Below are 26,086 nucleotides of genomic sequence, written 5' to 3'. Positions count from 1 at the left end.
GGCTTTTTCCTGGGCGCCTATCGCGCGGCGTTCATCCGGCGGGTGATGTCGGTCCAGTCGGTCATGAACAGCGCGGCGAGCAGGCGCGGTACCGGTCCGTCGGGCGGGGAGGTGCCGTCCCACAGCGCACCCCGGCGGTGGTTGTCGTAGATCACCATGCCGGACACATACTGGATCTCGCTGCCCGGGCGGGCGGGATCGTAGAAATTCGGGTTCCAGTCGGCCTGGGGCTGGCCCTTGTAATCGCAGCAGGTCGAGACGAGCGGATCGCGGCCATTGGTGGCGACATGGAAGAAGGGCTCCCCCTTCGCCTCGCCGGTGAGGGCGCCATTGTAGCGGCCGCGGCGCACCGGGATTTCGTTGAGCCATTGCTGGCCATGGTTGATCCGCACCCGCAGCTCGGGTGCCTCGTCCGGGGTGAAGTAGCGCCCGGCGACGTTGGTGGTGCGCGGATCGGCCAGCCGGATCCGCGGCGCGAAGATGCTGAGCGTGGCGGAGAGCCTGCCGAACCGGTCGCGTCCGATCGAGATGCGCGGCCTGACCGCATAGCCGTGCGGATCGCGGAGCGACGGCTGGGCCAGCAGCGCATCCAGCGCGACGCGTGCCTTGCGCTCGAACAGCGCGCGCTCGGCGGCGGAGATGGGACGGCCGTCCGTGCTCAACAGGGCCGGCAGCACCTGGCCCGGTGCGCGTTCGTCATCGGTCTCGCCCAGCATGGTGCCCGGCGGGGATTGGCGCCAGAAATTGACATAGCGATGGAAGCGGAATTCCGTGCCGTCGGCCCAGCGGCCGGTGCGGGCGGCATCGTCCTGGGCATCGGCGGGCGGCGCGGCCAGTGCCAGCACCAGGCCGGCGATGCCGGGCACGAACTTGGCGATCATCGAGCGTTCTCCCCAGCAGGACCGCGCAGTCGAGGCAGCGAAAGCCCGCCGCGGCAAGCGGCGCGCGACCAAGGCGGATGCCGGCAGGGCGAGCGCCGCCACGACACGGATCGTACCAATGCGCGGGAAGATGCTGCCGGGGCGTGAGGGCATATCTCGTTACGTTAACGTAAGCTGCAAACCCAGTTCAGCATCGCCTCAGCGCGACTCGCATAGAACCATCTCATCCCCGGTGCTCAGGCACCGGCCAGAAGAGGAGTTGAGATTATGCGCAAGACGCTTCTGGGCCTTACGGCCATGGCCGTTGCCCTTCCCGCCCTGTCCACCCCGGCTGCCGCGCAGCGTTATGGTGGCTATGACGGCTATCGCGATCACGGCCGCTACGAGCGCAGCTACGACAATCGCGGCTATGACCGGGGCTATAACGACCGCGGCTATTACAACGGCCCGAGCTGGCGTGGCCGCGACGGCCGCAACTATTGCCGCCGTTCGGATGGTACCACCGGCCTGCTGATCGGCGGTGTCGCCGGTGCCCTGGTCGGCCGCAGCATCGACCGCTACGGCGATCGTGCCCCGGGTACCCTGCTCGGCGCGCTGGGCGGTGCCCTGCTCGGCCAGGCGATCGACAAGGACAACAGCGGCGGCCGTCGCTGCCGCTAAAGTCCCGACGGACTTCAAGCAGGAGGCAGGGGCCCGGTGGAAACGCCGGGCCCCTTCTCTTTGTGGACAAGGCTCAGGCGGCGCGGGCGGCCTTGAGCGCATTGCCCCACCAGGCGATCTCGTCGAACACCGTGGTGCGCGCGGCGGCGAGATGGGGATAGTCGTCGAGCGTCTTGCCCTGCTGGAGGATGCCGAGGAACGGCTCCATCCCGATATTCACCTCGGCCTTGATCGGCGCCATGTGCAGCTCGACCGCGACGCCGCGCAGCTGCTCGATCGCGCGGGCGCCGCCGACGCCGCCATAGCCGACGAACGCCACCGGCTTGCGGCGCCATTCGAAGGTCGCCGAATCGAGCGCGTTCTTGAGGACCGCGGTCGGGCCGTGGTTGTATTCGGCGGCGGTGATGATGAACCCGTCATATTTCCCGATCTTCTGGCGCCATTCCTCGGCCAGCGGATTGGAATAGACGCCCTGCGTCCAGGCCGGGGCGACCGGCTCCTCGAACAGCGGCAGCTTCTGGTCGCGCAGGTCGAGGATATCGAGGTGGAAGTCGCTGCGCTCGGCGGCGCCGGCGGCGATCCACTGGGCGGGAACGTCCGCGAAGCGCTGGGGGCGGGTGCTGCCGATGATGAGTGCGAGATTGAGCATGGAAATTGAGACCCTTTCCGGTTACGAATCGTAACCTAGGATCAAATGATGCGGTGGTCGCATCGCCACAAGGAGGCACATTTCTGGAACCCAGGCACATCCATGTAAGCGGCGCACATGCGGGCGGCGGGCATGAGAGCTGCATCCCGGTCCGCGCGATGCTCGCCAAGATCGGCGACAAATGGAGCATCCTGACGATCATGATGCTGAGCGACGGGACCAAGCGGTTCAGCGAGCTGCAGCGCGGGATCGACGGGGTATCGCAGCGGATGCTGACGCTCACCCTGCGCGGGCTGGAACGCGACGGGCTGGTGACGCGCGAAGTGTTCCCGACGATCCCGCCGCGCGTGGAATATACGCTGACTCCGCTCGGGCGCTCGCTGCAGGTGCCGGTGATCGCGCTGGGGCAATGGGTGACCGCGAATTTGCCCGAGCTGGAAGCGGCGCGGCGGCGGTTCGACGCGGCGGGCGAGGGGGAATAAATCCTCCCCTCCCCAGCAAGCTGGGGGAGGATCTGGGAAGGCTACCGTCCGTCGTCGCTCCAGTGCGGCGGGTCGCTGAGCAGCTTGATGAGGCCGTAGCCGGCGCCGAGCTTGTGGAGATCGGTATTGGTATCGCCTGCACGGGGCGTGCCGATCTCGCGGGTCTTGCCGGCCTTGTCCCTGATCTTGAGCGTGCCGGTCCAGCCGATCGTCATGTCGATCGCGCGGCCCTCGATATGGCGTGAGGTGAGCGAGGGCTCGAAGGCGATCTGGAACAGCTTGACCATCTGCTGCGCGGCGGCTTTCGACCTGACCAGGTCGCCATGGTCCCATCGGATGGCGAGGCCGGGCAAGGCGGGGACCTTGTTCGGCGCGACCGAACCGTTCGCCACGCGCCAGCTATAGTGCATCAGGTGCGCGCGCGTCGCGTTGCGGCGGGTGGAGGAGATGGCGACGGTGGCGCCGGCGTCCTTCAGCGCCTTGAGGAAGGCGGCGACGTTGTCGCGGAAGGGCTGGACGAGGTCGGCGACCGCGGCGCTGTTCGGATATCTGGCCTGGTTGGCATTCCACCAGTCCGCGCCCGAGAGCGGCGGGCGGGTGCCCTGGCCGGCGGCGAGCGCGAGCCAGGTCTTGCCGCCGGGGGAGATCAGCCCGTCGGGCGCCGGCATGGCGAGAGCCTTGCCCTGATAGCCGATGATCGCCGCGATGGTGAGCGTGCCGCATTCGCCGGTGGTCGGCAGCAGCTTCTGGCCGGTGAAGCCCAGCCAGTCGTTGAGCAGGTGCTGGACGACGAGGACGTCGGCCAGGTCGTTGACGCCGTTCTTCCCCACCGATGCGCCGATTGGCATGCCCTGATCCTTCTTCTCAGTCTTCGCGCGAAAGAAGGGCCGGACGCATCCAGACGCGTTCGTCATGCTGAACTTGTTTCAGCATCCAACTCTCCCCCCAGCGATACCGCCTGAGGCACATTGGACCCTGAAACAAGTTCAGGGTGACGGCGGGTTTGCGGAACCCGCATGCGAATATCGATACGATCCAACCCTGCGATCTGGCGAACGCAGCGAGTCGTATCGGTTGAAATCCTACATTGAAAGCAGGCTGGTGAGCGCGCGGGAGATGCTGGCGAGGGTGTAGGGCTTTTGCGTCACCAGCGCATCGGCATGCTCGGGCGGGAGCTTCAATTGCTCGCCATAGCCGGTGGCGAACAGGAAGGGCACGCCGGCGGCGGCAAGGTCGTCGGCGAGGGGCAGGCTGGTCTCGGCACCGAGATTGACGTCGAGCACCGCGGCCTGGAACGCCTCGCGGCCGATCTCGTCGCGGGCCTGGGCGAGCGTGCCGGCGGTGACGACGCGGCGGGCGCCGAGCCGGGTGAGGATATCCTCCGCGTCCATCGCGATGATCAGGCTGTCCTCGACCAGCAGCACCACGCCGGAGAGCAGCTTGGCGACCTCCTCGCCGGCAGTCGGTTGCGGCGTGGGCGCGGGGCCGAGCACGCGGTTTCCGTCGATCTCGATGTGGCGCGCGGGGACGCAGAAACTGGCCTCGAGGCCGGTGAGCGGATAGCAGACGTCCGCCCGGCCGCCCAGGTCATAGGGGATGGAGCGGGTGATGATCGTGGTGCCGAAGCCCTGGCGCTTCGGCGGCTGGACGGCCGGGCCGCCGCGCTCGAACCACTCGATCTCCAGATCGCCCTCGCGATCGAGCTGCCAGACGACGTTGACGGTGCCGTTGTCGGAAAGCGCGCCATATTTGGCCGAATTGGTCATCAGCTCGTGGAAGACGAGGGCAAGCGTGGAGAAGGCCTGGGGGTGCAGCATCACCGCCGGTCCCTCGATCGACACGCGGCCGGCCTTGCCGCCGAGATAGGCGGCGGCTTCGGTCTCGATCAGGCGGGAGAGCGGGGCCGCCGACCAATTGTCCTGGGTGATCTGGTCGTGCGCGCGGGCAAGGCTCTCGATCCGGCCTTCGAGCAGGTGGATGGTTTCGCGCTTGTCCGATTCCGGATCGAGCGACTGGCGAACCAGCCCCCGGATCAGGCTGAGGATGTTGCGGACCCGGTGGTTGAGCTCGGCGATCAGCAGCTCCTGCCGCTCGGAAAAGCGACGGCGCTCCTCCTGGGCATCGTCGCTGAGGCGCAGCACGACTTCGATCAGCGAGGCGCGCAGCATCTCCGCCACGCGCAGCTCGGCGTTGCTGAACGGCTCGGAGCGGCCACGGACTTCCTGCGACCAGAGCTCGAAGCTCTTGCGCGGGGTGAGGCGCGGGCCGTTGGGGCCGAGCTGGGCGGGCTTGTGCGGATCGCCGGCCCATTTGACCGTGCGGATCTTCTCCTGGCGGAACAGCAGGACATAGTCGCGCGGGCGGCGCGAGATCGGGATCGCCAGCATGCCGGCGGCGACATCGTCATAGTCCGAGGCGGTCGGCAGCGTGTCGGCCAGGCGATCGGTCGAGAAGATCTTGCCAGCGGCCATCGCGTTGAGCCGGCGGGTGATCGCGCTGAACGCCTCGGCCGGCGGGGTCATGCCCGAATAGGCGACCTTGCCGTCGAGCCAGATCGCGACGCCGTCGCACGGCACCGTCTCGCGCATCGTCGTGCCCAGCCATTCGGGATTGTCGAGCAGCGTCGAATCGCCCGCGACCGCGGCGAGCAGCCGGTCGCTGGAGAAGCGTGCGGCCATCTCGTACGCGGCCAGCTCCTTGCGCTCGCGGCTTTCGAGCTTGAGCGCGAACATCTGGCCGAACAGCTCGGCGATCGAGCGGCGCTCGAAGCTGGGGCAGCGGGCCGAATAATGGTGGCAGGCGAAAAGGCCCCAGAGCTGGCCCTCGACGATGATCGAGATCGACAGCGAGGCGCCGACGCCCATGTTCTTGAGATATTCGATATGGATCGGCGAGACCGAGCGCAGCACCGAGAGCGACAGGTCGATCGGCGCCCCGGTCTCGTCGAGCCGGGGCAGGACGGGAACCGGCTCGGCATTGACGTCCGCGATGATGCGGAAGGGCGTGCGGACATAGAGCTTGCGCGCCTGTTGCGGGATGTCGCTGGCGGGATAGCGCAGGTCGAGGAAGCTGCCGATGCCGGCACGCGCGGCTTCGGCAACCACCACGCCCGAGCCGTCGCGATCGAAGCGATAGACCATGACGCGGTCGAAGCCGGTAAGCGCGCGGACCTGGCGGGCGCCCTCGCGGTAGAAGCTCGCCGAATCGCTGGTCTCGTCGAGCCGGGCCATCATCGCGCGGATCGCCGAGCCGACATCGGTGGTGGCCTCGTGGCGGCTTTCCTCGCCTTCGAGGACGATCGTGTCGCCGATCATGTGGAGCGCGAAATCGAAGCTGCGGCCGCTGGCGATCTTCAGTCCGAAGACGCGTTCCACCGCGTCATTGCCGCGGAGCATGGCAAGGCGATTGCGCAGCGTGTGGACGGCATGCTCGCCAAGCAACGGGACCGCGGACGTGCCGAGCAGGTCGTCGGCAGGCGTGCCGAGATATTGCTCGGCGTTGGCGGAGACGCGGCGGATCAGCCAGTCGACCGAGAGCGCGAGCAGGAATCCGAAGGGCTGGACGGCGCCCAGCTCATGAATGGGTTCACGATCGCAATTGGTGAGATCGACCTCGAAATTACTGTCCGTCGCCAATCTCTGCCCTTCTCCAGTTGACCGCTGAACGCTCGAAGGCCGCAAAGGTCGCAGGTGCCGCGGCGATTGCGGTCTCCGGCGCTGCCGGGCTGCGCAGGAGACGGTCTATACCCATCCGTAGTTGCTGCCACTTCCCGGCGCGCTGATCTGCATCAAGATGGGCGCGGGGAAATCCGGCGGGCAGATGCCGGGGGAGGCGCGTCATCCCGGCAATGGGCCGGGATGACGCAAATTGCCGGATCAGGCGAAGACGCGATCGAAGATCACGTCGACATTCTTGTAGTGATAGCCGAGGTCGAACTTGTCCTCGAGCTCCTGCACCGAAAGCGCCGCGGTGACTTCGGGATCGGCCTTGAGCAGTTCGAGCAGCGAGAGCTGGCCGTCCGATTCCCACACCTTCATCGCGTTGCGCTGGACGAGGCGATAGCTGTCCTCGCGGCTGACGCCGGCCTGGGTGAGCGCGAGCAGCACGCGCTGCGAATGGACCAGGCCGCCCATCTTGTTGAGGTTCTTCAGCATGCGCTCGGGATAGACGAGCAGCTTGTCCATCACGCCGGTGAGGCGGGCGAGGGCGAAGTCGAGCGTGATCGTCGCGTCCGGGCCGATATAGCGCTCGACCGAGGAGTGCGAGATGTCGCGCTCGTGCCACAGCGCCACATTCTCCATCGCCGGGACAGTCGCGCTGCGCACCATGCGGGCGAGGCCGGTCAGGTTCTCGGTGAGCACCGGGTTGCGCTTGTGCGGCATCGCCGACGAGCCCTTCTGGCCGGGCGAGAAATATTCCTCGGCCTCGAGCACTTCGGTACGCTGGAGGTGGCGGACCTCGACGGCGAGGCGCTCGATCGACGAGGCGATCACGCCGAGCGTGGCGAAGAACATCGCGTGGCGATCGCGCGGAATCACCTGGGTCGAGACCGGCTCGACCGACAGGCCGAGCTTGTCGGCGACATGCTGCTCCACGCGCGGATCGATATTGGCGAAGGTGCCGACCGCGCCCGAGATCGCGCAGGTGGCGATGTCCGCGCGGGCGGCGAGCAGGCGCTCCTTGTTGCGCTTGAACTCGGCATAGGCCTCGGCGAGCTTGAGGCCGAAGGTGACCGGCTCGGCATGGATGCCGTGGCTGCGGCCGATCGTCGGGGTGAGCTTGTGCTCATAGGCGCGGCGCTTGAGCACTTCGAGCAGCTGGTCGAGATCGGCGAGCAAGATGTCCGAGGCGCGGGCGAGCTGGACCGCGAGGCAGGTGTCGAGCACGTCCGAGCTGGTCATGCCCTGGTGCATGAAGCGCGCTTCGTCGCCGACCTGCTCGGCCACCCAGGTGAGGAAGGCGATCACGTCATGCTTGGTCACCGCCTCGATCGCGTCGATCGCGGCGACGTCGATCGCCGGGTTGGTCGCCCACCAGTCCCACAGCGCCTTGGCGGCGCTCTTCGGCACCACGCCGAGTTCGGCCAGCGCCTCGGTCGCGTGCGCCTCGATCTCGAACCAGATGCGGAAGCGCGCTTCGGGGGACCAGATCGCGGTCATCTCGGGGCGCGAATAGCGGGGGACCATGGATTTTCCTTTCTCGGGCCGGCGCGGCCGTTGCAGGCGCGCCACAGGGCAAATCAAATGCGACGAGGCGGCACCTAGCAGGGGTAGGCTGAGGCTGCAACGGCTGAAATCCGGAACAACATCCCCAGATAGATTGTTGTTACCGTGAATGGATCAATAGATCTAAAGATGGATGGTTATAATAATCGTCCGAAACAACACAGGAGAATTGCAAATGTTGAAGCCAATGCTTCTTGCTACTTCTATGCTGTTTGCTGTTCCGGCCTTTGCGCAGGAAACGCCCGCGCAGGATAATAGCCAGCCGCAGCAGACTGCTCCCGCTCCGGAACAGGCAACTCCGCCTGTAACCGACGACAAGGCGCCGGGCACTCCGGAACAGGCAGCTACCGCGCAGGCGAATCCGGCTCCGGCCGATCCGTCGACCCAGCCGGCGCAGCCCGCCCAGAGCGTCGCCCAGGATAACGGCGCGGCGGCTCCGGCCCAGCCCGCCACCGGCGTGGCGGAAACCACGAAGCCCGAGGCGACTCCGGCTGCAACGCAGGAGCAGGTCGCCCAGGCGGTGGGCCGCGACTTCGGCAGCTATGACAAGGATGCCGATGGCAAGCTGAACCAGGCCGAGTTCGCCGAATGGATGGGCTCGCTGCGCAAGGCTTCGGAGCCGAGCTTCCAGCCGGGTACGGCCGAGGCGACCAGCTGGTCGAGCCAGGCCTTCACCAGCGCGGACACCGACAAGAACGCGTCGGTGAACAAGCAGGAGCTGACGGTGTTCCTGACGCCGAAACAGCCTGGCTAAGAGTTTCGTCGCGCCGCCATACGCATGGCGCTTACTCCCGAACGGCCGTCGGACTTGCCTCCGGCGGCCGTTTGGTTTGGGCGGAATGATGTGGGCCGCTGGTCAGGCGGATCGGCCGGGCGGCGCGACAAGGGCAGGCCCGACGATCTCCACGGCGGGATCGGCAGAGCAAACCAGTTCGAGGCACAGGTCGCTGGTCGCGATGAAATAACTGAATCGCGGACAATCTCCTGCGCGAGAAACGCCAGAAAGCTTTCCTGTGACCAAGGGTGACCCGTGGCGCGGAAGGTTGTCTGGCCGGGCCGGGGTGTCGAGGCGGAAGCGCGCCACAGGTCGAGAAGTCCATTCTCATCGAGGACGCGGAATGCGATCACCTCATTGGACGTGACCCGGACCACCCTTTCGCTTTCAATCGAGATGAAGGTCGCTTCGAATTCGTGGTTCGATGCGGGTTGTGTCGGCGGGAGTGCAAGGCACCTTCCGTCCGGATAGGTAACCAGCGGCGATCCTGGGTCGAAATTCAGTCGGCCAAGGGCCAGGGGTTCGTTCTCGACGGGGTGTGCCAGGCTGCGAACTCGATGATCGCGGGGGCATCGGAAACCGAGGTTGCTTCGTCACGCATGCCGCGTTCGTGGCACTGGTCCGACCGGAGGGCAATTGCTGCCGCGTCTTATCGTGTTGTCAGATCAGCCCCTGTCCCCGCAGCGACGCATGCCCGTCGCGACCGATGATGATGTGGTCGTGCACCGATATTCCCAATCCCTTGGCGGCAGTGGCGATCTGGCGGGTTATCTCGATGTCGGCGCGGCTGGGGGAGGGGTCGCCCGAGGGGTGGTTATGGACCAGGATCAGCGCGGCCGAGCCCAGGTCGATCGCGCGGCGGATCACTTCGCGAATATAGACCGCGGCCTCGTCGATCGTGCCTTCGCTCATCAGCTCGTCGCGGATCAGCATGTTCTTCGAATTGAGGTGGAGCACCCGGAAACGCTCGGTGCTGTGGTGCGCCATGTCGGCGCGGAGATAGTCGAGCAGCGCCTGCCAGTTGGACAGCATCGGCCGCTCGGCGACTTCGGCGCGCAGCAGGCGGAGCGCAGCGGCCTGGGTGGCCTTCAAGGCGGCGACGCTGGTCTCGCCCATGCCCTTTACCCGCGCCAGCGCCTCGGCATCGGCGGTGAACAACCCCGCGATGCCGCCGAATTCGTGGAGCAGCGCCTTGGCGAGCGGCTTGGTATCCTGCCGGGGAATCGCCAGCGCGAGCAGATATTCGATCAGCTCGTGATCGAGCAACGCGTCCGGCCCGCCCTCGAACAGGCGGCGGCGCAGGCGCGCGCGGTGACCGCTATTGTCCGGGGCCTCGGGCATCCGCGATTTGTTCCTGCAAATCCACAGTTATTCAAGGCGAGGATTTCGCCGATTTGGCGTTAGAGTTGACTCGCCCGGCCAGCATTCCTAAAGCGCCCGAGCAACGCGGCTGAAACAGTCGGCGATGCTCAATGTCGCCGCTCTCTCGGCGGCTTTTTTCATATCTGGAACGCCTTGACCGCCTTGACCCAAGACCGTGCTCCGAGCGACCTGGACCGCCGCATCGCCGATGCCAAGGCGGCCGAGGCTGCGCGCACCGGCGAGGTCGTCAAGGCGCCTGCCGATGCCAAGGGCTACAAGCAGGGCTCGCGCGTGCTGATGGACCTGATCGGCATGCCGCTCGGCGGTGGTATCCTGGGCTATGCGCTCGACCATTGGCTGGGTACCAGCCCGTGGCTGCTGCTGACCCTGCTCGTGCTGTCGATCGCGGCGGCTTTCCGCAACATCTACAAGATCTCGAAGGAGCGCGTTGAGTGAGCGCCGGCGCAATCAATCCGATGGAGCAGTTCGAGGTCGGCAAGCTGATCAAGTTCGATCTGCTTGGCTACGATCTCTCGTTCACCAACTCGGCCCTGTTCATGTTCGTCGTGGCAGGCCTGCTGTTCGTGTTCATGCTGGGCGGCATGAAGCGCTCGCTGATCCCGGGCAAGTGGCAGCTGATGGCCGAAGGCGCGGTGGGCTTCATCGATTCGATGGTGAGCACCAGCATCGGCAAGGGCGGCAAGAAGTTCGCCCCGTACATCTTCTCGCTGTTCTTCTTCATCCTGTTCGCCAACCTGGTGGGCATCCTGCCGCTGGCGGTGGTGCCGGGGCTGCACACCTTCGCGGTGACCAGCCACATCACCGTGACCGCGGTGCTGGCCTTCTTCTCGTTCGGCATCGTCCTCGCGGTCGGCCTCTGGAAGCATGGCTTCAAGTTCTTCGGCCTGTTCGTGCCGCACGGCGCGCCGCTGTGGCTGATGCCGGTCATCATCCCGGTCGAGTTCATCTCGTTCATGGTGCGTCCGTTCTCGCTGGGCCTGCGACTGTTCGTCGCGATGACCGCCGGGCACATCCTGCTCGAGGTGTTCGGCAGCTTCGCCGTGCAGGGCCTCAACGCGGGCGGCATCGGCTATGGCGTGTGGTTCGCATCGATGCTGATGATCATCGGCGTGAGCGCGCTCGAACTGCTGGTCTGCGCGATCCAGGCCTATGTGTTCGCGCTGCTGACCTCGCTTTATCTCCACGACGCGGTGCACCTGCACTAAGTCGCGCTGTTCGTTTGGTTTATTGGATTACGTAGGGAGCTAGAAATGACTGACGTTGGTGCAATGTACATCGGTGCCGGCCTCGCGGCGATCGGCATCGGCCTGGCCGCGCTCGGCGTGGGCAACGTGTTCGGTTCGTTCCTCGAGGGCGCGCTGCGCAATCCGGGCGCAGCTGACGGCCAGCAGGGCCGCCTGTTCATCGGCTTCGCCGGTGCCGAGCTTCTGGGTCTGATCGCGTTCGTCGTCGCGATCCTGATCCTGTTCGTCGTCAAGGGCTAAGGTTCAAGGACAGCCAAGATGCCGCAGCTATCCCAAATCCCTGAGATCTACGCGTCGCAGCTCTTCTGGCTCGCGATCGTGTTTGCGCTCATCTATTTCGGGATCGGCAAGGCGATGGTTCCGAAGATCGAGCGTACGGTCGAAGACCGCAACGCCCGCATCGCCGGGGACCTCGCCGCGGCTGAGGCTGCCCGAGATGCTGCCCACGCGTCCGACGTGGCATATGAGTCCGGGCTGGAATCGGCCCGGACCACTGCCCTCGCGACGGTGACCAAGGCCAAGGACAAGGCGACCGCCAAGTCCGAGGCCGAGGTGAAGAAGGGCGATGCCGCGTCCGAGGCGAAGATCGCCGAGGCTACCGTGCGCATCGAAGCGACCAAGACCCAGGCGCTGGGCGAGATCGAGGCCGAGACGGTGGACGCCGTCCAGGACATCGTCGCCAAGCTCTCGGGCGTGAAGGCCGACCGTGCGTCGGTTACCAAGCAAGTGAAGGCGGCGCTGGCCAATGGCTGAACAACCTCATGGCATGAAGGCGGAGACCGGCACCGTGGAACTTCATCATGAGCCGTCGGCGTTCGGCATCACCGCGCCGGGCTTCGTCGCCATCGCGATGCTCGTGGTGGTCGGCATCATTCTGTGGAAGCGCGTGCCGGCGATGATCGGCAAGATGCTCGACGCCAAGATCGATTCGATCCGCCAGCAGCTCGACCAGGCGACCGCGCTGCGCACCGAAGCGGAGGCCGAGCTGGCCGCGGCCAAGGCGCGCAACGCCTCGAGCGAAGCGGATGCCGCCGCGATCATCGCCCATGCCGAGGCGGAAGCCGCCGCGCTGCTCAAGAAGGCCGAGGCGGACGCCAAGGAACTGACCAAGCGCCGCGCCAAGATGGCCGAGGACAAGATCGCCGCCGCCGAGCGCGCCGCGATCGCCGAAGTCCGTGCCAAGGCCGCCGATGCCGCCGCCGCGGCTGCCGGCGCGATCATCGCCGAGAAGCACGGCGCCGAAGCGGACAAGGCACTGGTCGACAAGACCATCGCCGGGCTCGGCCGACTGAACTGAGGTGCCGGAAGGGCGCGATTCCAGTTCGGCCCTTCCTCCCGCTGTCGGCAGCGCGTTGCCGCGCGCACAACGGGACCCCGGGCTTGTCGCCCTCCTGATTTCCTTCGCGCTGCTTGCCGCCGCGCTGATCGGCGCGGTGTTCCTGGTACAGGGGCAACGACAGTCGCAGCGCTGGGTGGCGCACACCCTCGAAGTGGAAGAGCAGCTGAGCAGCGTGCTCTCGGTCGTGCAGCAGGCCGAGACCGGCCAGCGCGGCTATCTGATCACCGGCAACGAAGCCTATCTCGAGCCGTTCACGCTTGGCCAGCAGGGCCTGCGCAGCGAACTGGACGAGCTGCACCGGCTGGTGGCCGACAGTCCGGTCGAATCCAAGCGTGCGGCCAGGCTCGACACGCTCGCCACCGAACGGCTTGCCCGGCTTTCCCAGTTCATCGAGATGATCCGGCGCGGGGATACCGCGGGCGTCACCGCCGGGGTGAAGACCGGTGTCGGGCTCAACCAGATGCGGCAGATCCGCGCGCTCATCCTCGAGATGCGCGCGCATGAGGCGGCCTTGCTCGCCGAGCGCAACCGGCACGCCGCGCTGCAGACCAACCTGCTGCTGCTGTGGCTGGCATTGACCGCGATCGGCGTGGCGGTGGTGGCCTTCTTCGTCACGCGCACGGCGATGCGGCGCACCCACGCCGCCGTGCTGGCCCGTGATGCGGCGGAGGCCGCGCACGGCCAGCTGCTCGCGGAGACCGAGCAGCGCGAGGCCGCCGAAGCGCAGCTCCGCCAGCTCGGCAAGATGGAGTCGATCGGCCAGCTGACCGGCGGCATCGCGCACGACTTCAACAACATGCTGGCGATCGTGATCGGATCGCTCGACATGGCCAAGCGGCGGATCCTCAAGGATCCCGCCAAGGCTGCCCAGTCGATCGACAGCGCGCTGCAGGGCGCCGAGCGCGCCGCGCAGCTCACCTCGCGCCTGCTTGCCTTCGCCCGTCGCCAGCCGCTGGCCCCGGCCGCGCTCGACGTGAACCGGCTGGTCGCCGGCATGTCCGAGCTGCTGCGCCGCACGATCGGCGAGACGATCCGCTTCGAGACGGTGCTGGCGGGCGGGTTGTGGCCGGCCTTCATCGATGCGGGGCAGCTCGAGAACGCGCTGGTCAATCTCTGCGTCAACGCGCGCGACGCGATGCCCGAGGGCGGCCGCCTGACGATCGAGACGGCGAACACCCATCTCGACGACGCCTATGCCTCCAGCCACAACGAGGTGGTGCCGGGGCAATATGTGATGGTCTCGGTCACCGACAGCGGCAGCGGCATGCCCGAGGAGGTGATCGAACGCGCCTTCGATCCGTTCTTCTCGACCAAGGAAGTGGGCAAGGGCACCGGGCTGGGGCTCAGCCAGGTCTATGGCTTCGTCAAGCAGTCCGGCGGCCATGTGAAGATCTATTCCGAGATCGGCCATGGCACGATCCTCAAGCTCTACCTGCCGCGCCATTTCGGCGAGGAAGACCGCCGCGCGGTGCCGGCGCCCGAGGCCGAGCTGCCGCAGGGCAAGGGCGAAATCATCCTGGTCGTCGAGGACGAGGAGCAGGTGCGGATCATGTCGGTCGATGCGCTGCGCGACCTGGGCTATGTCGTCATCCACGCCTCGGGTCCGACCCAGGCGCTGGCGATGCTCGACGATCATCCGAGCATCGACCTGCTGTTCACCGATATCGTGATGCCCGACATGACCGGCGCGACGCTGGCCGGGCGGGTGCGCGAGCGGCTGCCGCAGGTGCCGGTGCTCTACACCACCGGCTATACCCGCAATGCGATCGTGCATAACGGGATGCTCGACCATGACGTCGATTTCCTCGCCAAGCCGTTCAGCATCGGCCAGCTTGCCGCCAAGGTGCGACAGGTACTCGACCGCGAGGATTGAGCGGGGCGGGCCCGTGCCCGCCCGCGCCTAGAACTGGGTCGGCGCGTGGGTGAACGGGTTGGCCACTGCGGTGCCGCCCTTGCGCAGGCAGGCGAAGTCCATGATCGACTCGTTGATGCTATTCGGCTTCGGCGTCTTGATCTCGTTCAGCGTTTCCGACGGCTCGGTGCGGAGGAATTTGCCCCCCGGCGCATAGAAGCTGTATTCGAGCGTGCGGAAGGTCTTGGCCTGGCAATTGAACTCGGTGCGGATCCTGGCGGCGATGATGCCTTCGCCGATCGGCTGGATATAGACGCTCTCGACATCGCCGATGATCTTGTCGGCAAGCGGGCGCAGGCTGGCCAGATCGACATAGCTCTGCGTGTTGTCGTTGCCGCCGACATGATACCATTGCTGGGCACCAGCGGGCGAAGCGAGCGGCAGAAGTGCGGCGGCTGCGAGCAGGATGCGCATGACGATTTCCCCCAGTTTGCGTGGCGCCATGCTGCCATGACTCCATTCCGGTGCAAAGAGGCGTGCTGGCCGGGCCGGGCCGGGGACGCTAGGGTAGGGGCATGACCATTCAACGCTGGCTCCAGCTCGCCACCGCGCTCACGGCCCTGCTGCTCGTCTTCATGATCGGGGTCATCTGGCACGGCATGGCGCAGGAGCATCGCCGCGCGAACGACATCGGCGCGCGGACCGAGGCAACGATGAAACGCATCGAGGCGCGGGCGAACGCGCTGGAGAATGCGGCCGGGCGGTAGAAAGCAATGGGGCTTCCTGTTCCCCGGCGGAAGCCGGGGCCCAGGGTTTCTGTGCCGGTTCGCTTTTTGACCCTGGGCCCCGGCTTCCGCCGGGGAACAGCATTGTCTGCGATCAGCCCTTCGGCTTGCGGAACTTGTAGATGAACTGGTCGGTCTTGCCGCGGATCTCAGGGGTGAAGACGTTCGCCGTATGCGGGTCGGTGGCGTTGCGCAGCAGCGGCAGTTCGCCTTCGAACTTGAAGCCGACGCTCTCGATCTCGGCGCGGGCGGCGGCGGGATCGATGCGGTGCAGCGTCTGCGGCGCGGCGAACTCCGGATCGGCATTGGCGACATGGTCGACCACCAGCAGCACGCCGCCGGGCTTGAGCGAATCATAGAGCTTCTTCGCGATCGCCTTGGCCGAACCCGCGGGCCATGCCTTGAGGTGCATGTCGTGCCAGTTCTGCACCGTCACGATCGCGTCGAGCGGTTCGGGGAAGGCGAAGCTCTGCAGGCTGTCGCTCGACGGCACGACATTGGCGCGGCCTTCCACGGCCGCCTTCTGCTCATCGGCATAGGCCGCGCGGAACTTGATGAACTCGGCGGGCTGGTAGGCATAGACCTTGCCCTTGGCGCCCACCGTCGGCGCGAGGATGCGCGTCCAGTAGCCGCCGCCCATGATGAAGTCGGCGACCTTCTCGCCCGGTGCAATTTCGGCGAAGGCAAGGATCTCGCCGGGGTGGCGGGTGGCGTCTCGATCCTTGTCGGCCTGCGGGCGGCCGGCATCGGCGAGCCCCTTGGCGATGGGGACGGGGACGGTCTGGGCGTGCGCGGCGATCGGGCCGGCCAGCGCGAGCAGCGCGGCGGACAGGGCGAGTTTCATTGGACGACTCTCCTCCATGTGTTTGAGGCGAGCATGACACATTGATGTGGCCGTTCAAGTTGCCTGCGACGAAGGCGGACCCTAAATCCCGTGCGACGATGTCCGATCCCAATTCGCCCAACCGATTCAACGAAGAGACCGCCACCTTCGCCGTGCGCGGCGTCGATGCGCCCGACCTCGAGGCCGGCGTCGCCGCGATCCGCAACGTGCTGAAGACGCTGCCGGCGCGGCCGGGCGTCTATCGGATGCAGGATGCGCGCGGCGATGTGCTCTATGTCGGCAAGGCGCGGGCGCTCAAGAACCGGGTGACCAACTATACCCAGGTCATGCGCCTGTCGAAGCGGCTGCAGCGGATGGTGGCGCAGACGCGGTCGATGACGATCGTCACCACCAACAACGAGGCCGAAGCGCTGCTGCTCGAAGCGCAGCTGATCAAGCGCTTCCGCCCGCCCTACAACGTGCTGCTGCGCGACGATAAGTCGTTCCCGTTCATCCTGCTGCGGCGCGACCACGATTTCCCGCGCATCCAGCTCCACCGCGGCGCGCGCAAGGTGAAGGGCGATTATTTCGGCCCGTTCGCGGGTGCCGGACAGGTACGCAAGACGCTCAACGCGCTGCAGAAGCTGTTCCTGCTCAGGAGCTGCACCGACAGCTTCTTCAACACGCGCGACCGGCCGTGCCTGCTCTACCAGATCCGCCGCTGCTCGGCGCCCTGCGTCGATCGCATCGAACCGGCTGCCTATGAGGAGCTGGTCGATGACGCGCGCGACTTCCTGATGGGCAAGTCGACCAAGGTGCAGGCCAAGCTCGGCGCGCAGATGCAGGACGCGGCGGAAGCGCTCGATTTCGAGCTGGCGGCGATCCTGCGCGACCGGCTGAAGGCGCTGACCTTCATCCAGGGCAGCCAGGCGATCAATGCCGAGGGGGTGGGCGATGCGGATATCTTCGCGCTCGCCAGCAAGAGCGGCGTGATGGGAATCCAGGCCTTTTTCATCCGCGGCGGCCAGAATTGGGGGCATCGCAGCTTCTTCCCGGCGCACACCAATGAGGTTTCAGAGGACGAGGTGCTCGCCGCGTTCCTGATGCAATTCTACGAGGAAGTGCCGCCACCGAAGACGATCTTCGTCGATCGCGACCTGGAGGAAGCGGCGCTGCTCGCCGAAGCCCTTCGGGAACGTGCCGGGCACAAGGTGGCGCTGGGCGTGCCGCAGCGCGGGCCGCGCCGCCGCCTGCTCGACCAGGCAAAGCGCAATGCCGTGGAAGCGCTCGACCGGCGGCTGGCCGAGGGGACGACCCAGGCCAAGCTGCTCGCCGAAGTGGCAGACCTCTTCGAGCTGCCCGAGCCGCCCGAGCGGATCGAGGTCTACGACAACTCGCACATCCAGGGCACCAATGCGCTGGGCGCGATGGTGGTGGCGGGCCCCGAGGGCTTCCAGAAGAACCAGTATCGCAAGTTCAACATCAAGCGGCCCGAGACCGTGGCCGGCGACGATTACGGGATGATGCGCGAAGTGCTCAGCAGGCGCTTCGCCCGCGCGGTGGAGGAGGATCCGGACCGGCAGGGCGGCACCTGGCCGGACCTGGTGCTGCTCGACGGCGGGCGGGGGCAGTTGAATGCCGCCAGGGCGGTGCTCGAGGAGTTGGGCATCGAGGATGTCTGCCTGGTCGGTGTCGCCAAGGGACCGCATCACGGGCGCGAGGGCCGTGAGGTGTTCCACCTGATGGACGGGCGCGAGCTGATGCTGCCGGTCAATTCGCCCTTGCTGTTCTATCTCCAGCGGCTGCGCGACGAGGTGCACCGCTTCGCGATCGGCGCGCACCGCGAGAAGCGCGCCAAGGCGATCGGGGCGAGTCCGCTCGACGAGGTTCCGGGCATCGGCCCGGCGCGCAAGAAGGCGCTGTTGATGCATTTCGGCACGGCCCGCGCGGTGCGCTCGGCGAGCCTGGAGGACCTGCAAAAGGCGCCGGGGGTCAGCGCCGGCGTGGCGCAGCAGGTCTATGATTATTTCCACGCGCGTTGAGCTGGAAACACTAAAGCACCATTTCTGCACAGATAATCCGCCCATCCTCGCTTGTGGCGGCAAGGCGGCGCGCTAGATTTCCCATCAAATTCGGGGGGATCATCTTGCGTACCATTCTGTCGTCGTTCGCGCTCGCCCTGCTGGCGGGCACTGCCCATGCCAGCGACCAGCCGCTGTACCAGCCGGCGCCCGCCTGGGTGCAGCCGGCCCCGGCGATCGACATCAAGGCGGTGACCGCCGACGATCCCATGATCCTGCGCATCGACCAGCAGCAGAAGCTGCAGGGCGACGAAGTCTGGGCCTATGCCGACATGATGCTCCACATCGCGTCGCCGGAGGTCCTCACCCAGGCGGGCACGCTGCAATTCCCCTGGGAGCCGACCAGCGGCGACCTGATCGTCCACAGCGTGGAGATCCTGCGCGGCGGCGAGACGATCGATGTGCTCAAGGCCGGGCAGAAATTCACCGTGCTGCGCCGCGAGCAGATGCTCGAACGCGCGCAGATGAACGGGCTGCTCACTGCGACCATGGCGGTGGAGGGGCTGCGCGTGGGCGATGTGCTGCGCGTCGTGATCTCGACGGTGCGTCGAGACCCCGCGCTGGGTGGCCGGCTGCAGACCATGGCACCGCTGATCGCCGCGCCCGCGCCGGTGAAATATGGTCATCTCCGGGTGATCTGGCCCGAGGCGATGAAGGTGAACTTCAAGTCGCAATATCTGCCCGACACCTTCGTGCCGATCAGCCATGACGGCTTTCGCGAGATCGGCGTGCTGATGCCGTTCCCGGAACCGGAGGAAGTACCGGGCGACGCGCCGCTGCGCTTCCGCCCGTTGCCGCTGTTCGAGGCGACGACCTTTGCCGGCTGGGAGGAAGTGTCGCGGACGATGGCGCCGCTCTACAAGACCGATGGCACGATCGCGCCCGACGGCCCGATCGCCGCCGAAGTGGCGAAGATCGCGGCCGCTTCGAGCGATCCGCGCACCCGTGCGGCGATGGCGCTGCAGCTGGTGCAGGAGCAGGTGCGCTACCTCTATCGCGGCATGGACGGCGGCAATTATGTGCCGCAGACGCCGGCCCAGACCTGGACGCTGCGCTATGGCGACTGCAAGGCGAAGACGCTGCTGCTGACCGCGCTGCTGCGCGCGCTGGGGATCGAGGCCGAGCCCGCGCTGGTCAATGCGACGCTGGGCGACAATGTGCCCAACCGGATGCCGGCGCCGTCCGCCTTCGACCATGTGATCGTTCGCGCGACGATCGGCGGGCAGGTGCTGTGGCTTGACGGCACGGCGCTGGGCAGCCGCCAGGCCGACCTCGATGACGTGCCGCCGTTCCGCAACGCGCTGCCGCTGCGGGTGGCGGGCGCCGGGCTGGAGAAGATGCCGCTGCGCGCCAATGCCCGGCCCGATGCCTCGGTCGATGTCGAGCTGGACGGGCGCGCCGGCGTAAACCTGCCCGCGCCCTTCACGCTGCGCGCCGAGTTGCGCGGGCAGAGCGCGATGATGCTCCGCTTCTCCGCGCAGATGGGCAAGGAGAAGGCCGCCGAGATGGCGGATGCCACGGTCGGCCAATATGTCGCCAACGCTCAGGTCAGCGAACGCAATGTGCGCTATGACGAGGCGAGCGGCGCGACGATCCTCACCGCGTCGGGCATTTCCTCGCCGGGCTGGACGAAGGAGGATGGCCGTTATCGGCTGGGCCTCGATACCGCGGTGAGCAGCGTCGAGTTCGCCCCCGACCGCAGCAAGCCCGAATGGGCCGCGATCCCGGTGAGCAGCGGCGACCCCGGCAGCACGCGCGTTCGCACCCGCATCCGCCTGCCCGGAAGCGGCGCCGGCTTCGTACTCGAAGGCGACCAGACGCTGCCCGCCAGCCTGGCCGGGGCGGCGCTGAGCCGCAACGTCCAGCTTGCCGGCGAATGGGTGACGGTGGAGGATCGTGCCACCACCGGCGTGCGCGAGATCGCGTCCGGCGACATCCCGACAGTGCGCGCGCAGGTGGATGCGGCCAAGCTGCGGTTGCTCAAGCTCGACGCGCCCGAGGATACGCCGCCCTATTGGAAGGCGATCGCGCCGGCGCGGGCAGGCAAGCTGCTCGATCCGGTACTGGCGGTCTATGCCAAGCGCATCGCCGACAAGCCCAACGAAGTGGAAGGCTATTCGGCCCGTGCGACCTTCCTCGAGAGCATCTATGACCGCAAGGCGGCGCTGGTCGATGTCGACAAGGTGATCGCGCTGGCCCCGAGCGCCGACAATTATCTGTGGCGCGCCCGGCTGCGGATGGCGCTGGGTGACGACGTCAAGGCGCTGGAGGACATGAAGAAGGCCCGCGCGCTCGAGCCGGGCTCGGCGGCGGCGCTCGACGGCTATGCCCGGCTTCGCGCCGATCATGGCGGTGCCGACGAGGCGCTGGCACTGGTCGCCGAGCGGATGAAGACCGCGGGCAAGGACAGGAACGACCTGTTGATGCTGCAGTCGAGCCTGCTCGGCGATGCCGGCAAGCCGACCGAGGCCGTTGCGGCGATCGACGCGGCGATCAAGGCGACCCCGGGCAATCCTTCGCTGCTCAACCAGCGCTGCTGGATCAAGGGTACGCTCAACGTCGCGCTCGACACCGCGCTCAAGGACTGCACCAAGGCGATCGAGCTGGCCGACTCTTCGGCGGCCATCCTCGACAGCCGCGGGCTGGTCTATTTCCGGCTCGGACGGATGGACGATGCGATTGCCGATTTCGACGCGGCGCTCGACCAGGCGCCGGGCATGGCGGCGAGCCTCTACATGCGCGGGGTGATCAGGACGAAGACCGGCGCACCCGGTGCGGCCGACGATCTCGCCGCCGCGCGGATGATCTCTCCGCGCATCGACGAGGATTATGCGAAGTACGGGATCAAGCCCTGATGCGGCCCGGGATGCGGTGGGGCGTTGGCTAAATCTTCACGCCCCTGCGTTAAAGGGGCGGAATGGCTACCCGGGTCTTCATCACGATCGACACCGAGATCATGTGGCGGCACCACGTCGCCGGTCTCGATGTCGATACGATCGTCCAGCGTTCGCTGGAGCCCGCCAATGTGGGGGTCGGCTGGCAGCTGGAGCAGCTGGCCAAGCACGGGCTCAAGGCCTGCTTCTTCGTCGATCCGATGCCGGCGCTGGTCTATGGCCTCGACCCGATCAAGCGCGTGGTCGGCGCGATCCTGGAGGCCGGGCAGGAAGTACAGCTGCACCTCCATCCCAACTGGACCGGGGCGCACGCCGGAGACGGCGGCGCGACCTATGGCGCGTTCGAGCTGATCGACTACAGCTTCGAAGAGCAGGTGAAGCTGATCGAAGGCGCGTCCGACATGCTGGTCGCGGCGGGCGCGCAGGAGCCGGTGGCGTTCCGCTCGGGCAGCTATTCGGCGAGCGACGACACGCTGGGCGCGCTGGCGCAGCTCGGCTTCGTCTATGACAGCAGCCATAACGGCTCCGAGCATCCCTGGCCGAGCGCGATCAACCTGGGTCCGCGCCAGATCGCGCCGATCGAGCATCGCGGGATCGTCGAGGTTCCAGTGACCCTGATCGAGGATCGCGCCGGGCATCTCCGCCATTTCCAGATCTGCGCGCTCTCGGCGGGCGAGATGCGCGCGGCGCTCGACCATGCCGTGGTGCGCAGCCATTCGGCAGTCACGATCGTCAGCCACGGGTTCGAGCTTGCAAATCGCGCCGGGACGCGGCCTAACGCTGTCCATGTACGGCGCTTTCAGGCGCTGTGCCGCATGTTGGCCAGCCGCCGGGGGGTGTTGGTGACCGAACATTTCGCAGACCGTTCGCGCATGGCGCTGGGCCAGGACGACGCACCGCTCGGGCCGAGCCTGCTCCGCACGCGCTGGCGCCAGGCCGAGCAGCTCTGGTCGAACCTGGTCGAGGAGCGTGCCGCGTGAACGCGATGAGCGAAGTCACCGCCGAAATGCCGCAGGCAAAGCCGACCAGCCTCAAGTTCGAGATCGGCGCCCGCACGCTGGCGACGATCCAGCGCGCGCTGGTGCGCCTGCCGCTGACGCTCGACGAGGCCCGGGCGGACCGGTTGCCGGTGCTGCCCCAGCTGCCGCGCGAGGCGCATGGCTATGTCGTTACCTCGCTGCCCGAGCATCTGGTGCCGGGGCTGGTCAAGGCGTCGGGCGACATGCTGCCCTTCATCCGCCAGCGCTACACGCGCTACTTCACCGAGTTCGGCATCGGCTTCGATGCGTGGTGGAACGGGCTGTCGTCCAACGCGCGCCAGGGCATCAAGCGCAAGGCCAAGAAGATCGCGGCCGAGAGCGGCGGCGAGCTGGATGTGCGTGCCTTCCGCGAGGCGCATGAGCTGGAAGCATTCCATGACGTCGCCCGGCGGATCTCGCTGAGGACCTACCAGGAGCGTCTGCTCGGCTCGGGCCTGCCCGACAGCGCCGAGTTCATCGCGACGATGCTGGCGCAGGGCGCGGCGGGGCAGGTCCGCGCCTGGCTGCTCTACATCGCGGGCGAGCCGGCGGCCTATCTCTATTGCCCGGTGATCGAGGGCGGCGTGGTGATCTATGCCTATGTCGGGCATGATCCGGCGTTCAACGACCTGTCGCCGGGCGCGGTGCTCCAGCTCGAGGCGATGCGCGACCTGTTCGAGGAAGGCGCGTTCGCGCGCTTCGACTTCACCGAGGGCGAAGGCCAGCACAAGCGCCAGTTCGCCACCGGCGGCGTGGACTGTGTCGACCTGTTCCTGCTGCGCCCCTCGCTCGCCAACCGGGTGACGATGGCCGCGCTGGGCGGGTTCAACCGCGGGGTCGCGGGCGTGAAGGCGCTGGTGAAGCGCGCCGGGCTGGAGAAAGCGGCGAAGAAGGTGCGGCGGGGGTGATTGCTCGGTCATGCCGGCCTTGAGCCGGGATCCCGCTTCTTCTTTCCGAGGGCACGACAGCGGGACCCCGGCTCGAGGCCGGGGTGACGGTTGGAGTTAGGCGGGCTAATCCCGTTGCAATGCATCTCCGCGCCGAAGCCATCATCCTCTCCGTTCGCGCGCATGGCGAGCATGGGGCGATTGTGCGGGCGTTCACCGAAGCCGACGGCGTGCAGCCGGGCTATGTCCGCGGCGGGCATGGCCGGACGCTGCGGCCGGTGCTGCAGCCGGCCAACCTCGTCCATGGCGAATGGCGCTCGCGGACCGAGGACGCGCTGCCCGGCCTGACGGTGGAGCTGCTCCATAGCCGTGCCGCGATGTTCTCCGAGGCCTTGCCGGCCGCCGCCTTCCAATGGGCGACCGCCCTCAGTGCCTTCGCCCTGCCCGAGGGGCTGCCCTATCCGCGGCTCTATTCCGCGCTCGACGGCGTGCTGGCGGCGATCGAGGTGGCGCCGGCGGCGCGCGGCTGGGCAGTGGCGTTGGTCCGCTACGAGCTGCTGCTGCTCGCCGAGCTCGGCTTCGGTCTCGACCTTGAGCATTGCGCTGCCACCGGCCGTAACGACGACCTCGCCTATGTCAGCCCCAAGAGCGGCATCGCGGTCAGTCGGCTGGGCGCGGAGGGCTATGAGAACCGGCTGCTCCGCCTGCCGCGCTTCCTGGTCGAGGGCGGCGAGGCGGCATGGGACGATATCCTCGACGGATTGAAGCTCACCGGCCATTTCCTCGAGCGCGATGTGCTGATCGGAAAGGGTGCCGAGCTGCTTGCCGCCCGCGCAAGGCTGGTCGACCGGTTGAAGCGCGCTGTTGCCTAAGCGCCACAACAGCGGCAAAGCGGGCGCCGTAGACGTGGGAGCTTGCATTGCCGCTGATTGCTGTTCTTCCCGGTGACGGGATCGGTCCGGAAGTTACGCGCGAGGCGCGCCGGGTTCTGGAAGCCTTGGCCCTGGGCCTCGATTTCGAGGAGGCGCCGGTCGGCGGCGCGGCCTATCTGCTCACCGGACGGCCGCTCCCCGAGGAAACCCTCGCCCTCGCCAAGAAGGCCGATGCCGTGCTGTTCGGCGCGATCGGCGATCCGCGCTTCGAAGCGCTGGAGCGCCGCCTGCGCCCCGAAGCGGCGCTGCTTGGCATCCGCCGCGAGCTGGGCCTGTTCGCCAATATCCGCCCCGCGACGCTGTTCCCGGCGCTGGCCGACGCCTCGCCGCTAAAGCCCGAAGTGGTGGCGGGCCTCGACCTGGTCATCGTCCGCGAACTGGTCGGCGACGTCTATTTCGGCGAGAAGGGCCGCCGGCAGACGCCCGAGGGCCTGCGCCAGGGCTTCGACATCATGAGCTACAATGAGATCGAGGTGGAGGCGATCGCCCGCGTCGGCTTCGAAATGGCCAAGCGCCGCAAGAAGAAGCTCTGCTCGGTCGACAAGGCGAACGTGCTCGAGACGTCGCAGCTGTGGCGCGACGTGGTCAACGAGCTGTCGACCGAATATCCCGATGTGCAGCTGACGCACATGTATGTCGACAATGCCGCCATGCAGCTGGTGCGCGCGCCCGCGGCGTTCGACGTGATCGTCACCGGCAATCTGTTCGGTGACATCCTCTCCGACCAGGCGAGCATGTGCGCCGGCTCGATCGGCATGCTGCCCTCGGCCTCGCTGCGCGCGTGGAGCGGAGACAATGGCATGTACGAGCCGATCCACGGCTCGGCACCCGACATCGCCGGACAGGGCAAGGCCAATCCCTGCGGCGCGATCCTCTCGGCGGCGATGCTGCTGCGCCATTCGCTCGGCAATGAGGAAGCGGCGCTCAAGGTCGAGCGCGCGGTCGGCGAGGCGCTTGCCAAGGGCGCGCGCACGGCCGATCTGGGCGGGTCGATGTCGACCAGCGAGATGGGTGACGCGGTGCTCAAGGAGCTCGTGTGATCCCTGCGCAGCTCGAGCTTGCGGTCGTCATCCCGACCTTCAACGAGCGTGCGAACGTGCCGTTGCTGATCGAGAAGCTCGATGCGGCGCTTGCGGGACGGAACTGGGAAGCGATCTTCGTCGACGACAACAGCCCGGACGGGACGGCGGATGCCGCCCGCGAACTGGGTCGTCGCGATCCCCGGGTAAGGGTGATCCAGCGGATCGGCCGGCGCGGGCTGTCGAGCGCGTGCATCGAGGGGATGTGCGCCACCGCTGCACCCTTCGTGGCGGTGATCGACGGCGACCTGCAGCACGACGAGACGCTGCTGCCCAAGATGCTCGACGCACTGGAAGGCGATGACGCGCTCGACGTGGTGATCGGCTCGCGCTTTGTCGATGGCGGCGGCACCGGCGAATGGGACGAGGAGCGCGTGGCGAAGTCGGCGCTCGCGACCAGGCTCTCGCGCAAAGTGCTCAAGGCCGATCTGTCGGACCCGATGAGCGGCTTCTTCATGATCCGCACCGGCATCGTCCGCGACCTGGTGCCGACGCTCTCGGCGATCGGCTTCAAGATTCTGCTCGACATCATGACGGCGTCGCACCGGCCGCTGAAGTTCCTGGAGCTGCCGTACGTGTTCCGCACCCGGGCATTGGGCGAGTCCAAGCTCGATTACGTCGTGGCGATGGAATATCTGATCGCGCTGTACGACCGGATGTTCGGGCGCGTCGTGCCGGTGCGCTTCGTGATGTTCTCCGGCATCGGCGCGCTGGGCGCCGGGGTGCATTTCCTGGTGCTGGCGCTGTTCTTCCGCGGGATGGCCTGGCCGTTCGTCGGCGCGACGATCCTGGCGACCGTGATCGCGATGACCTTCAACTTCTTCCTCAACAACGCGCTCACCTATCGTGAGCAAAGGCTGAAGGGGCCGGGGCCGCTGCTGGCGGGCTGGGCGAGCTTCTGTGTGGTGTGCGGCGTGGGCGCGGCGGCCAATGTCGGCGTCGCGGCGTTCCTGCACAACGTCCAGCATGGCGACTGGCGCTTCGCGGCGCTTGCCGGGATCGCGGTGGCGGCGGTGTGGAACTTCGCGCTGTCGTCGCGCTTCGTCTGGGGGCGGTACTGACCTCATTCCCCCCTGAAAGGGAGGGGAGTGTCAGC

General features: G+C 67.1%; 25 protein-coding genes. 17 read left to right on the top strand and 8 right to left on the bottom strand.

All coding sequences use genetic code 11. From position 1 onward, the window contains the following. Positions 1-17 precede the first annotated feature (17 nt). The gene (locus O3305_RS11835; protein WP_269572750.1) at positions 18-881 is read right to left on the bottom strand and encodes a hypothetical protein; all 864 of its coding nucleotides are present in this window, start codon (positions 879-881) and stop codon (positions 18-20) included. Positions 882-1,148: 267 nt separating this feature from the next. Between O3305_RS11835 and O3305_RS11830 the strand changes: the two genes are divergently transcribed. After that, positions 1,149-1,541 (top strand): glycine zipper 2TM domain-containing protein, encoded by a 393-nt coding sequence (locus O3305_RS11830; RefSeq protein ID WP_269572749.1) that lies wholly within the window; start codon positions 1,149-1,151, stop codon positions 1,539-1,541. Positions 1,542-1,614: 73 nt separating this feature from the next. Here the strand turns inward: O3305_RS11830 and O3305_RS11825 are convergent, their stop codons facing one another. Continuing rightward, positions 1,615-2,190: an NADPH-dependent FMN reductase gene (locus O3305_RS11825; RefSeq protein ID WP_269572748.1), complete on the bottom strand. Its 576-nt coding sequence runs from the start codon at positions 2,188-2,190 to the stop codon at positions 1,615-1,617. Between the two features lie 158 nt (positions 2,191-2,348). Between O3305_RS11825 and O3305_RS11820 the strand changes: the two genes are divergently transcribed. Further along, positions 2,349-2,672: a winged helix-turn-helix transcriptional regulator gene (locus tag O3305_RS11820; RefSeq protein WP_269572747.1), complete on the top strand. Its 324-nt coding sequence runs from the start codon at positions 2,349-2,351 to the stop codon at positions 2,670-2,672. A gap of 41 nt (positions 2,673-2,713) precedes the next feature. Here O3305_RS11820 and O3305_RS11815 read toward each other — a convergent pair whose 3' ends face one another. The 3 genes from O3305_RS11815 to purB all read right to left on the bottom strand — a co-directional run bounded on the left by O3305_RS11815 (position 2,714) and on the right by purB (position 7,858). Continuing rightward, complete coding sequence (locus O3305_RS11815) at positions 2,714-3,520, bottom strand: hypothetical protein (protein ID WP_269572746.1); 807 nt, start codon at positions 3,518-3,520, stop codon at positions 2,714-2,716. A gap of 234 nt (positions 3,521-3,754) precedes the next feature. Then, on the bottom strand, positions 3,755-6,307 hold the full coding sequence (locus tag O3305_RS11810) for an HWE histidine kinase domain-containing protein (RefSeq protein ID WP_269572745.1): 2,553 nt from the start codon (positions 6,305-6,307) through the stop codon (positions 3,755-3,757). A gap of 240 nt (positions 6,308-6,547) precedes the next feature. Next, on the bottom strand, positions 6,548-7,858 hold the full coding sequence (purB, locus tag O3305_RS11805; protein ID WP_184169049.1) for an adenylosuccinate lyase: 1,311 nt from the start codon (positions 7,856-7,858) through the stop codon (positions 6,548-6,550). A 244-nt stretch (positions 7,859-8,102) separates the two neighbouring features. Here purB and O3305_RS11800 point away from each other — a divergent pair, with 244 nt between their 5' ends. After that, positions 8,103-8,651 (top strand): EF-hand domain-containing protein, encoded by a 549-nt coding sequence (locus tag O3305_RS11800; RefSeq protein WP_269572744.1) that lies wholly within the window; start codon positions 8,103-8,105, stop codon positions 8,649-8,651. Positions 8,652-9,332: 681 nt separating this feature from the next. Here the strand turns inward: O3305_RS11800 and radC are convergent. Beyond that, positions 9,333-10,013, bottom strand: coding sequence for a RadC family protein (gene radC / locus O3305_RS11795; protein WP_269572743.1), 681 nt, complete (start codon positions 10,011-10,013; stop codon positions 9,333-9,335). Positions 10,014-10,187: 174 nt separating this feature from the next. Here radC and O3305_RS11790 point away from each other — a divergent pair, with 174 nt between their 5' ends. The 6 genes from O3305_RS11790 (at position 10,188) to O3305_RS11765 (ending at position 14,511) form a co-directional block, all read left to right on the top strand. Continuing rightward, positions 10,188-10,490, top strand: coding sequence for an AtpZ/AtpI family protein (locus O3305_RS11790; protein WP_446745967.1), 303 nt, complete (start codon positions 10,188-10,190; stop codon positions 10,488-10,490). Continuing rightward, positions 10,487-11,260 carry a F0F1 ATP synthase subunit A gene (locus O3305_RS11785; protein WP_184169045.1) on the top strand — a complete coding sequence of 258 codons (774 nt, stop codon included), beginning with the start codon at positions 10,487-10,489 and terminating at the stop codon, positions 11,258-11,260. Before O3305_RS11790 ends, O3305_RS11785 begins: the two co-directional genes overlap by 4 nt. Positions 11,261-11,323: 63 nt before the next feature. After that, a complete protein-coding gene (locus tag O3305_RS11780) occupies positions 11,324-11,539 on the top strand; it encodes a F0F1 ATP synthase subunit C (protein WP_086130767.1) in 216 nt (71 codons plus the stop codon). Between the two features lie 18 nt (positions 11,540-11,557). After that, complete coding sequence (locus O3305_RS11775) at positions 11,558-12,052, top strand: F0F1 ATP synthase subunit B family protein (protein ID WP_269572742.1); 495 nt, start codon at positions 11,558-11,560, stop codon at positions 12,050-12,052. Beyond that, a complete protein-coding gene (locus O3305_RS11770) occupies positions 12,045-12,596 on the top strand; it encodes a F0F1 ATP synthase subunit B family protein (RefSeq protein ID WP_269572741.1) in 552 nt (183 codons plus the stop codon). Before O3305_RS11775 ends, O3305_RS11770 begins: the two co-directional genes overlap by 8 nt. A 55-nt stretch (positions 12,597-12,651) precedes the next feature. Next, positions 12,652-14,511 (top strand): CHASE3 domain-containing protein, encoded by a 1,860-nt coding sequence (locus O3305_RS11765; RefSeq protein WP_269572740.1) that lies wholly within the window; start codon positions 12,652-12,654, stop codon positions 14,509-14,511. Between the two features lie 27 nt (positions 14,512-14,538). Here the strand turns inward: O3305_RS11765 and O3305_RS11760 are convergent, their stop codons facing one another. Further along, the gene (locus O3305_RS11760; RefSeq protein WP_269572739.1) at positions 14,539-14,964 is read right to left on the bottom strand and encodes a surface-adhesin E family protein; all 426 of its coding nucleotides are present in this window, start codon (positions 14,962-14,964) and stop codon (positions 14,539-14,541) included. A gap of 101 nt (positions 14,965-15,065) precedes the next feature. Here O3305_RS11760 and O3305_RS11755 point away from each other — a divergent pair, with 101 nt between their 5' ends. Further along, positions 15,066-15,257, top strand: coding sequence for a hypothetical protein (locus tag O3305_RS11755; RefSeq protein WP_269572738.1), 192 nt, complete (start codon positions 15,066-15,068; stop codon positions 15,255-15,257). Positions 15,258-15,369: 112 nt separating this feature from the next. Here the strand turns inward: O3305_RS11755 and O3305_RS11750 are convergent, their stop codons facing one another. Then, positions 15,370-16,119 (bottom strand): class I SAM-dependent methyltransferase, encoded by a 750-nt coding sequence (locus O3305_RS11750; RefSeq protein ID WP_269572737.1) that lies wholly within the window; start codon positions 16,117-16,119, stop codon positions 15,370-15,372. A gap of 98 nt (positions 16,120-16,217) precedes the next feature. On the opposite strand from O3305_RS11750, the gene uvrC reads away from it, so the two are divergent. The 7 genes from uvrC (at position 16,218) to O3305_RS11715 (ending at position 26,051) form a co-directional block, all read left to right on the top strand. Beyond that, positions 16,218-18,140 (top strand): excinuclease ABC subunit UvrC, encoded by a 1,923-nt coding sequence (uvrC, locus tag O3305_RS11745; protein ID WP_269572736.1) that lies wholly within the window; start codon positions 16,218-16,220, stop codon positions 18,138-18,140. A 104-nt stretch (positions 18,141-18,244) separates the two neighbouring features. Continuing rightward, entirely contained in the window at positions 18,245-21,034 is a 2,790-nt protein-coding gene (locus O3305_RS11740; RefSeq protein ID WP_269572735.1) for a DUF3857 domain-containing protein, read from the top strand. Between the two features lie 62 nt (positions 21,035-21,096). Continuing rightward, positions 21,097-22,053, top strand: coding sequence for a polysaccharide deacetylase family protein (locus tag O3305_RS11735; protein ID WP_269572734.1), 957 nt, complete (start codon positions 21,097-21,099; stop codon positions 22,051-22,053). Between the two features lie 5 nt (positions 22,054-22,058). After that, complete coding sequence (locus O3305_RS11730) at positions 22,059-23,000, top strand: GNAT family N-acetyltransferase (protein ID WP_269576503.1); 942 nt, start codon at positions 22,059-22,061, stop codon at positions 22,998-23,000. 119 nt (positions 23,001-23,119) lie between these two features. Further along, on the top strand, positions 23,120-23,851 hold the full coding sequence (recO, locus tag O3305_RS11725; RefSeq protein ID WP_269572733.1) for a DNA repair protein RecO: 732 nt from the start codon (positions 23,120-23,122) through the stop codon (positions 23,849-23,851). 47 nt (positions 23,852-23,898) lie between these two features. After that, positions 23,899-24,951 (top strand): 3-isopropylmalate dehydrogenase, encoded by a 1,053-nt coding sequence (gene leuB, locus O3305_RS11720; protein ID WP_269572732.1) that lies wholly within the window; start codon positions 23,899-23,901, stop codon positions 24,949-24,951. Next, entirely contained in the window at positions 24,951-26,051 is a 1,101-nt protein-coding gene (locus tag O3305_RS11715; protein ID WP_269576502.1) for a glycosyltransferase, read from the top strand. The genes leuB and O3305_RS11715 overlap by 1 nt, the downstream gene beginning before the upstream one ends. Positions 26,052-26,086 lie beyond the last annotated feature (35 nt).

The organism is Sphingomonas sp. NIBR02145 (assembly GCF_027359115.1).
Classification (GTDB): domain Bacteria; phylum Pseudomonadota; class Alphaproteobacteria; order Sphingomonadales; family Sphingomonadaceae; genus Sphingomonas; species Sphingomonas kyeonggiensis_A.
This window is presented reverse-complemented; position numbering and strand designations above follow the sequence as displayed.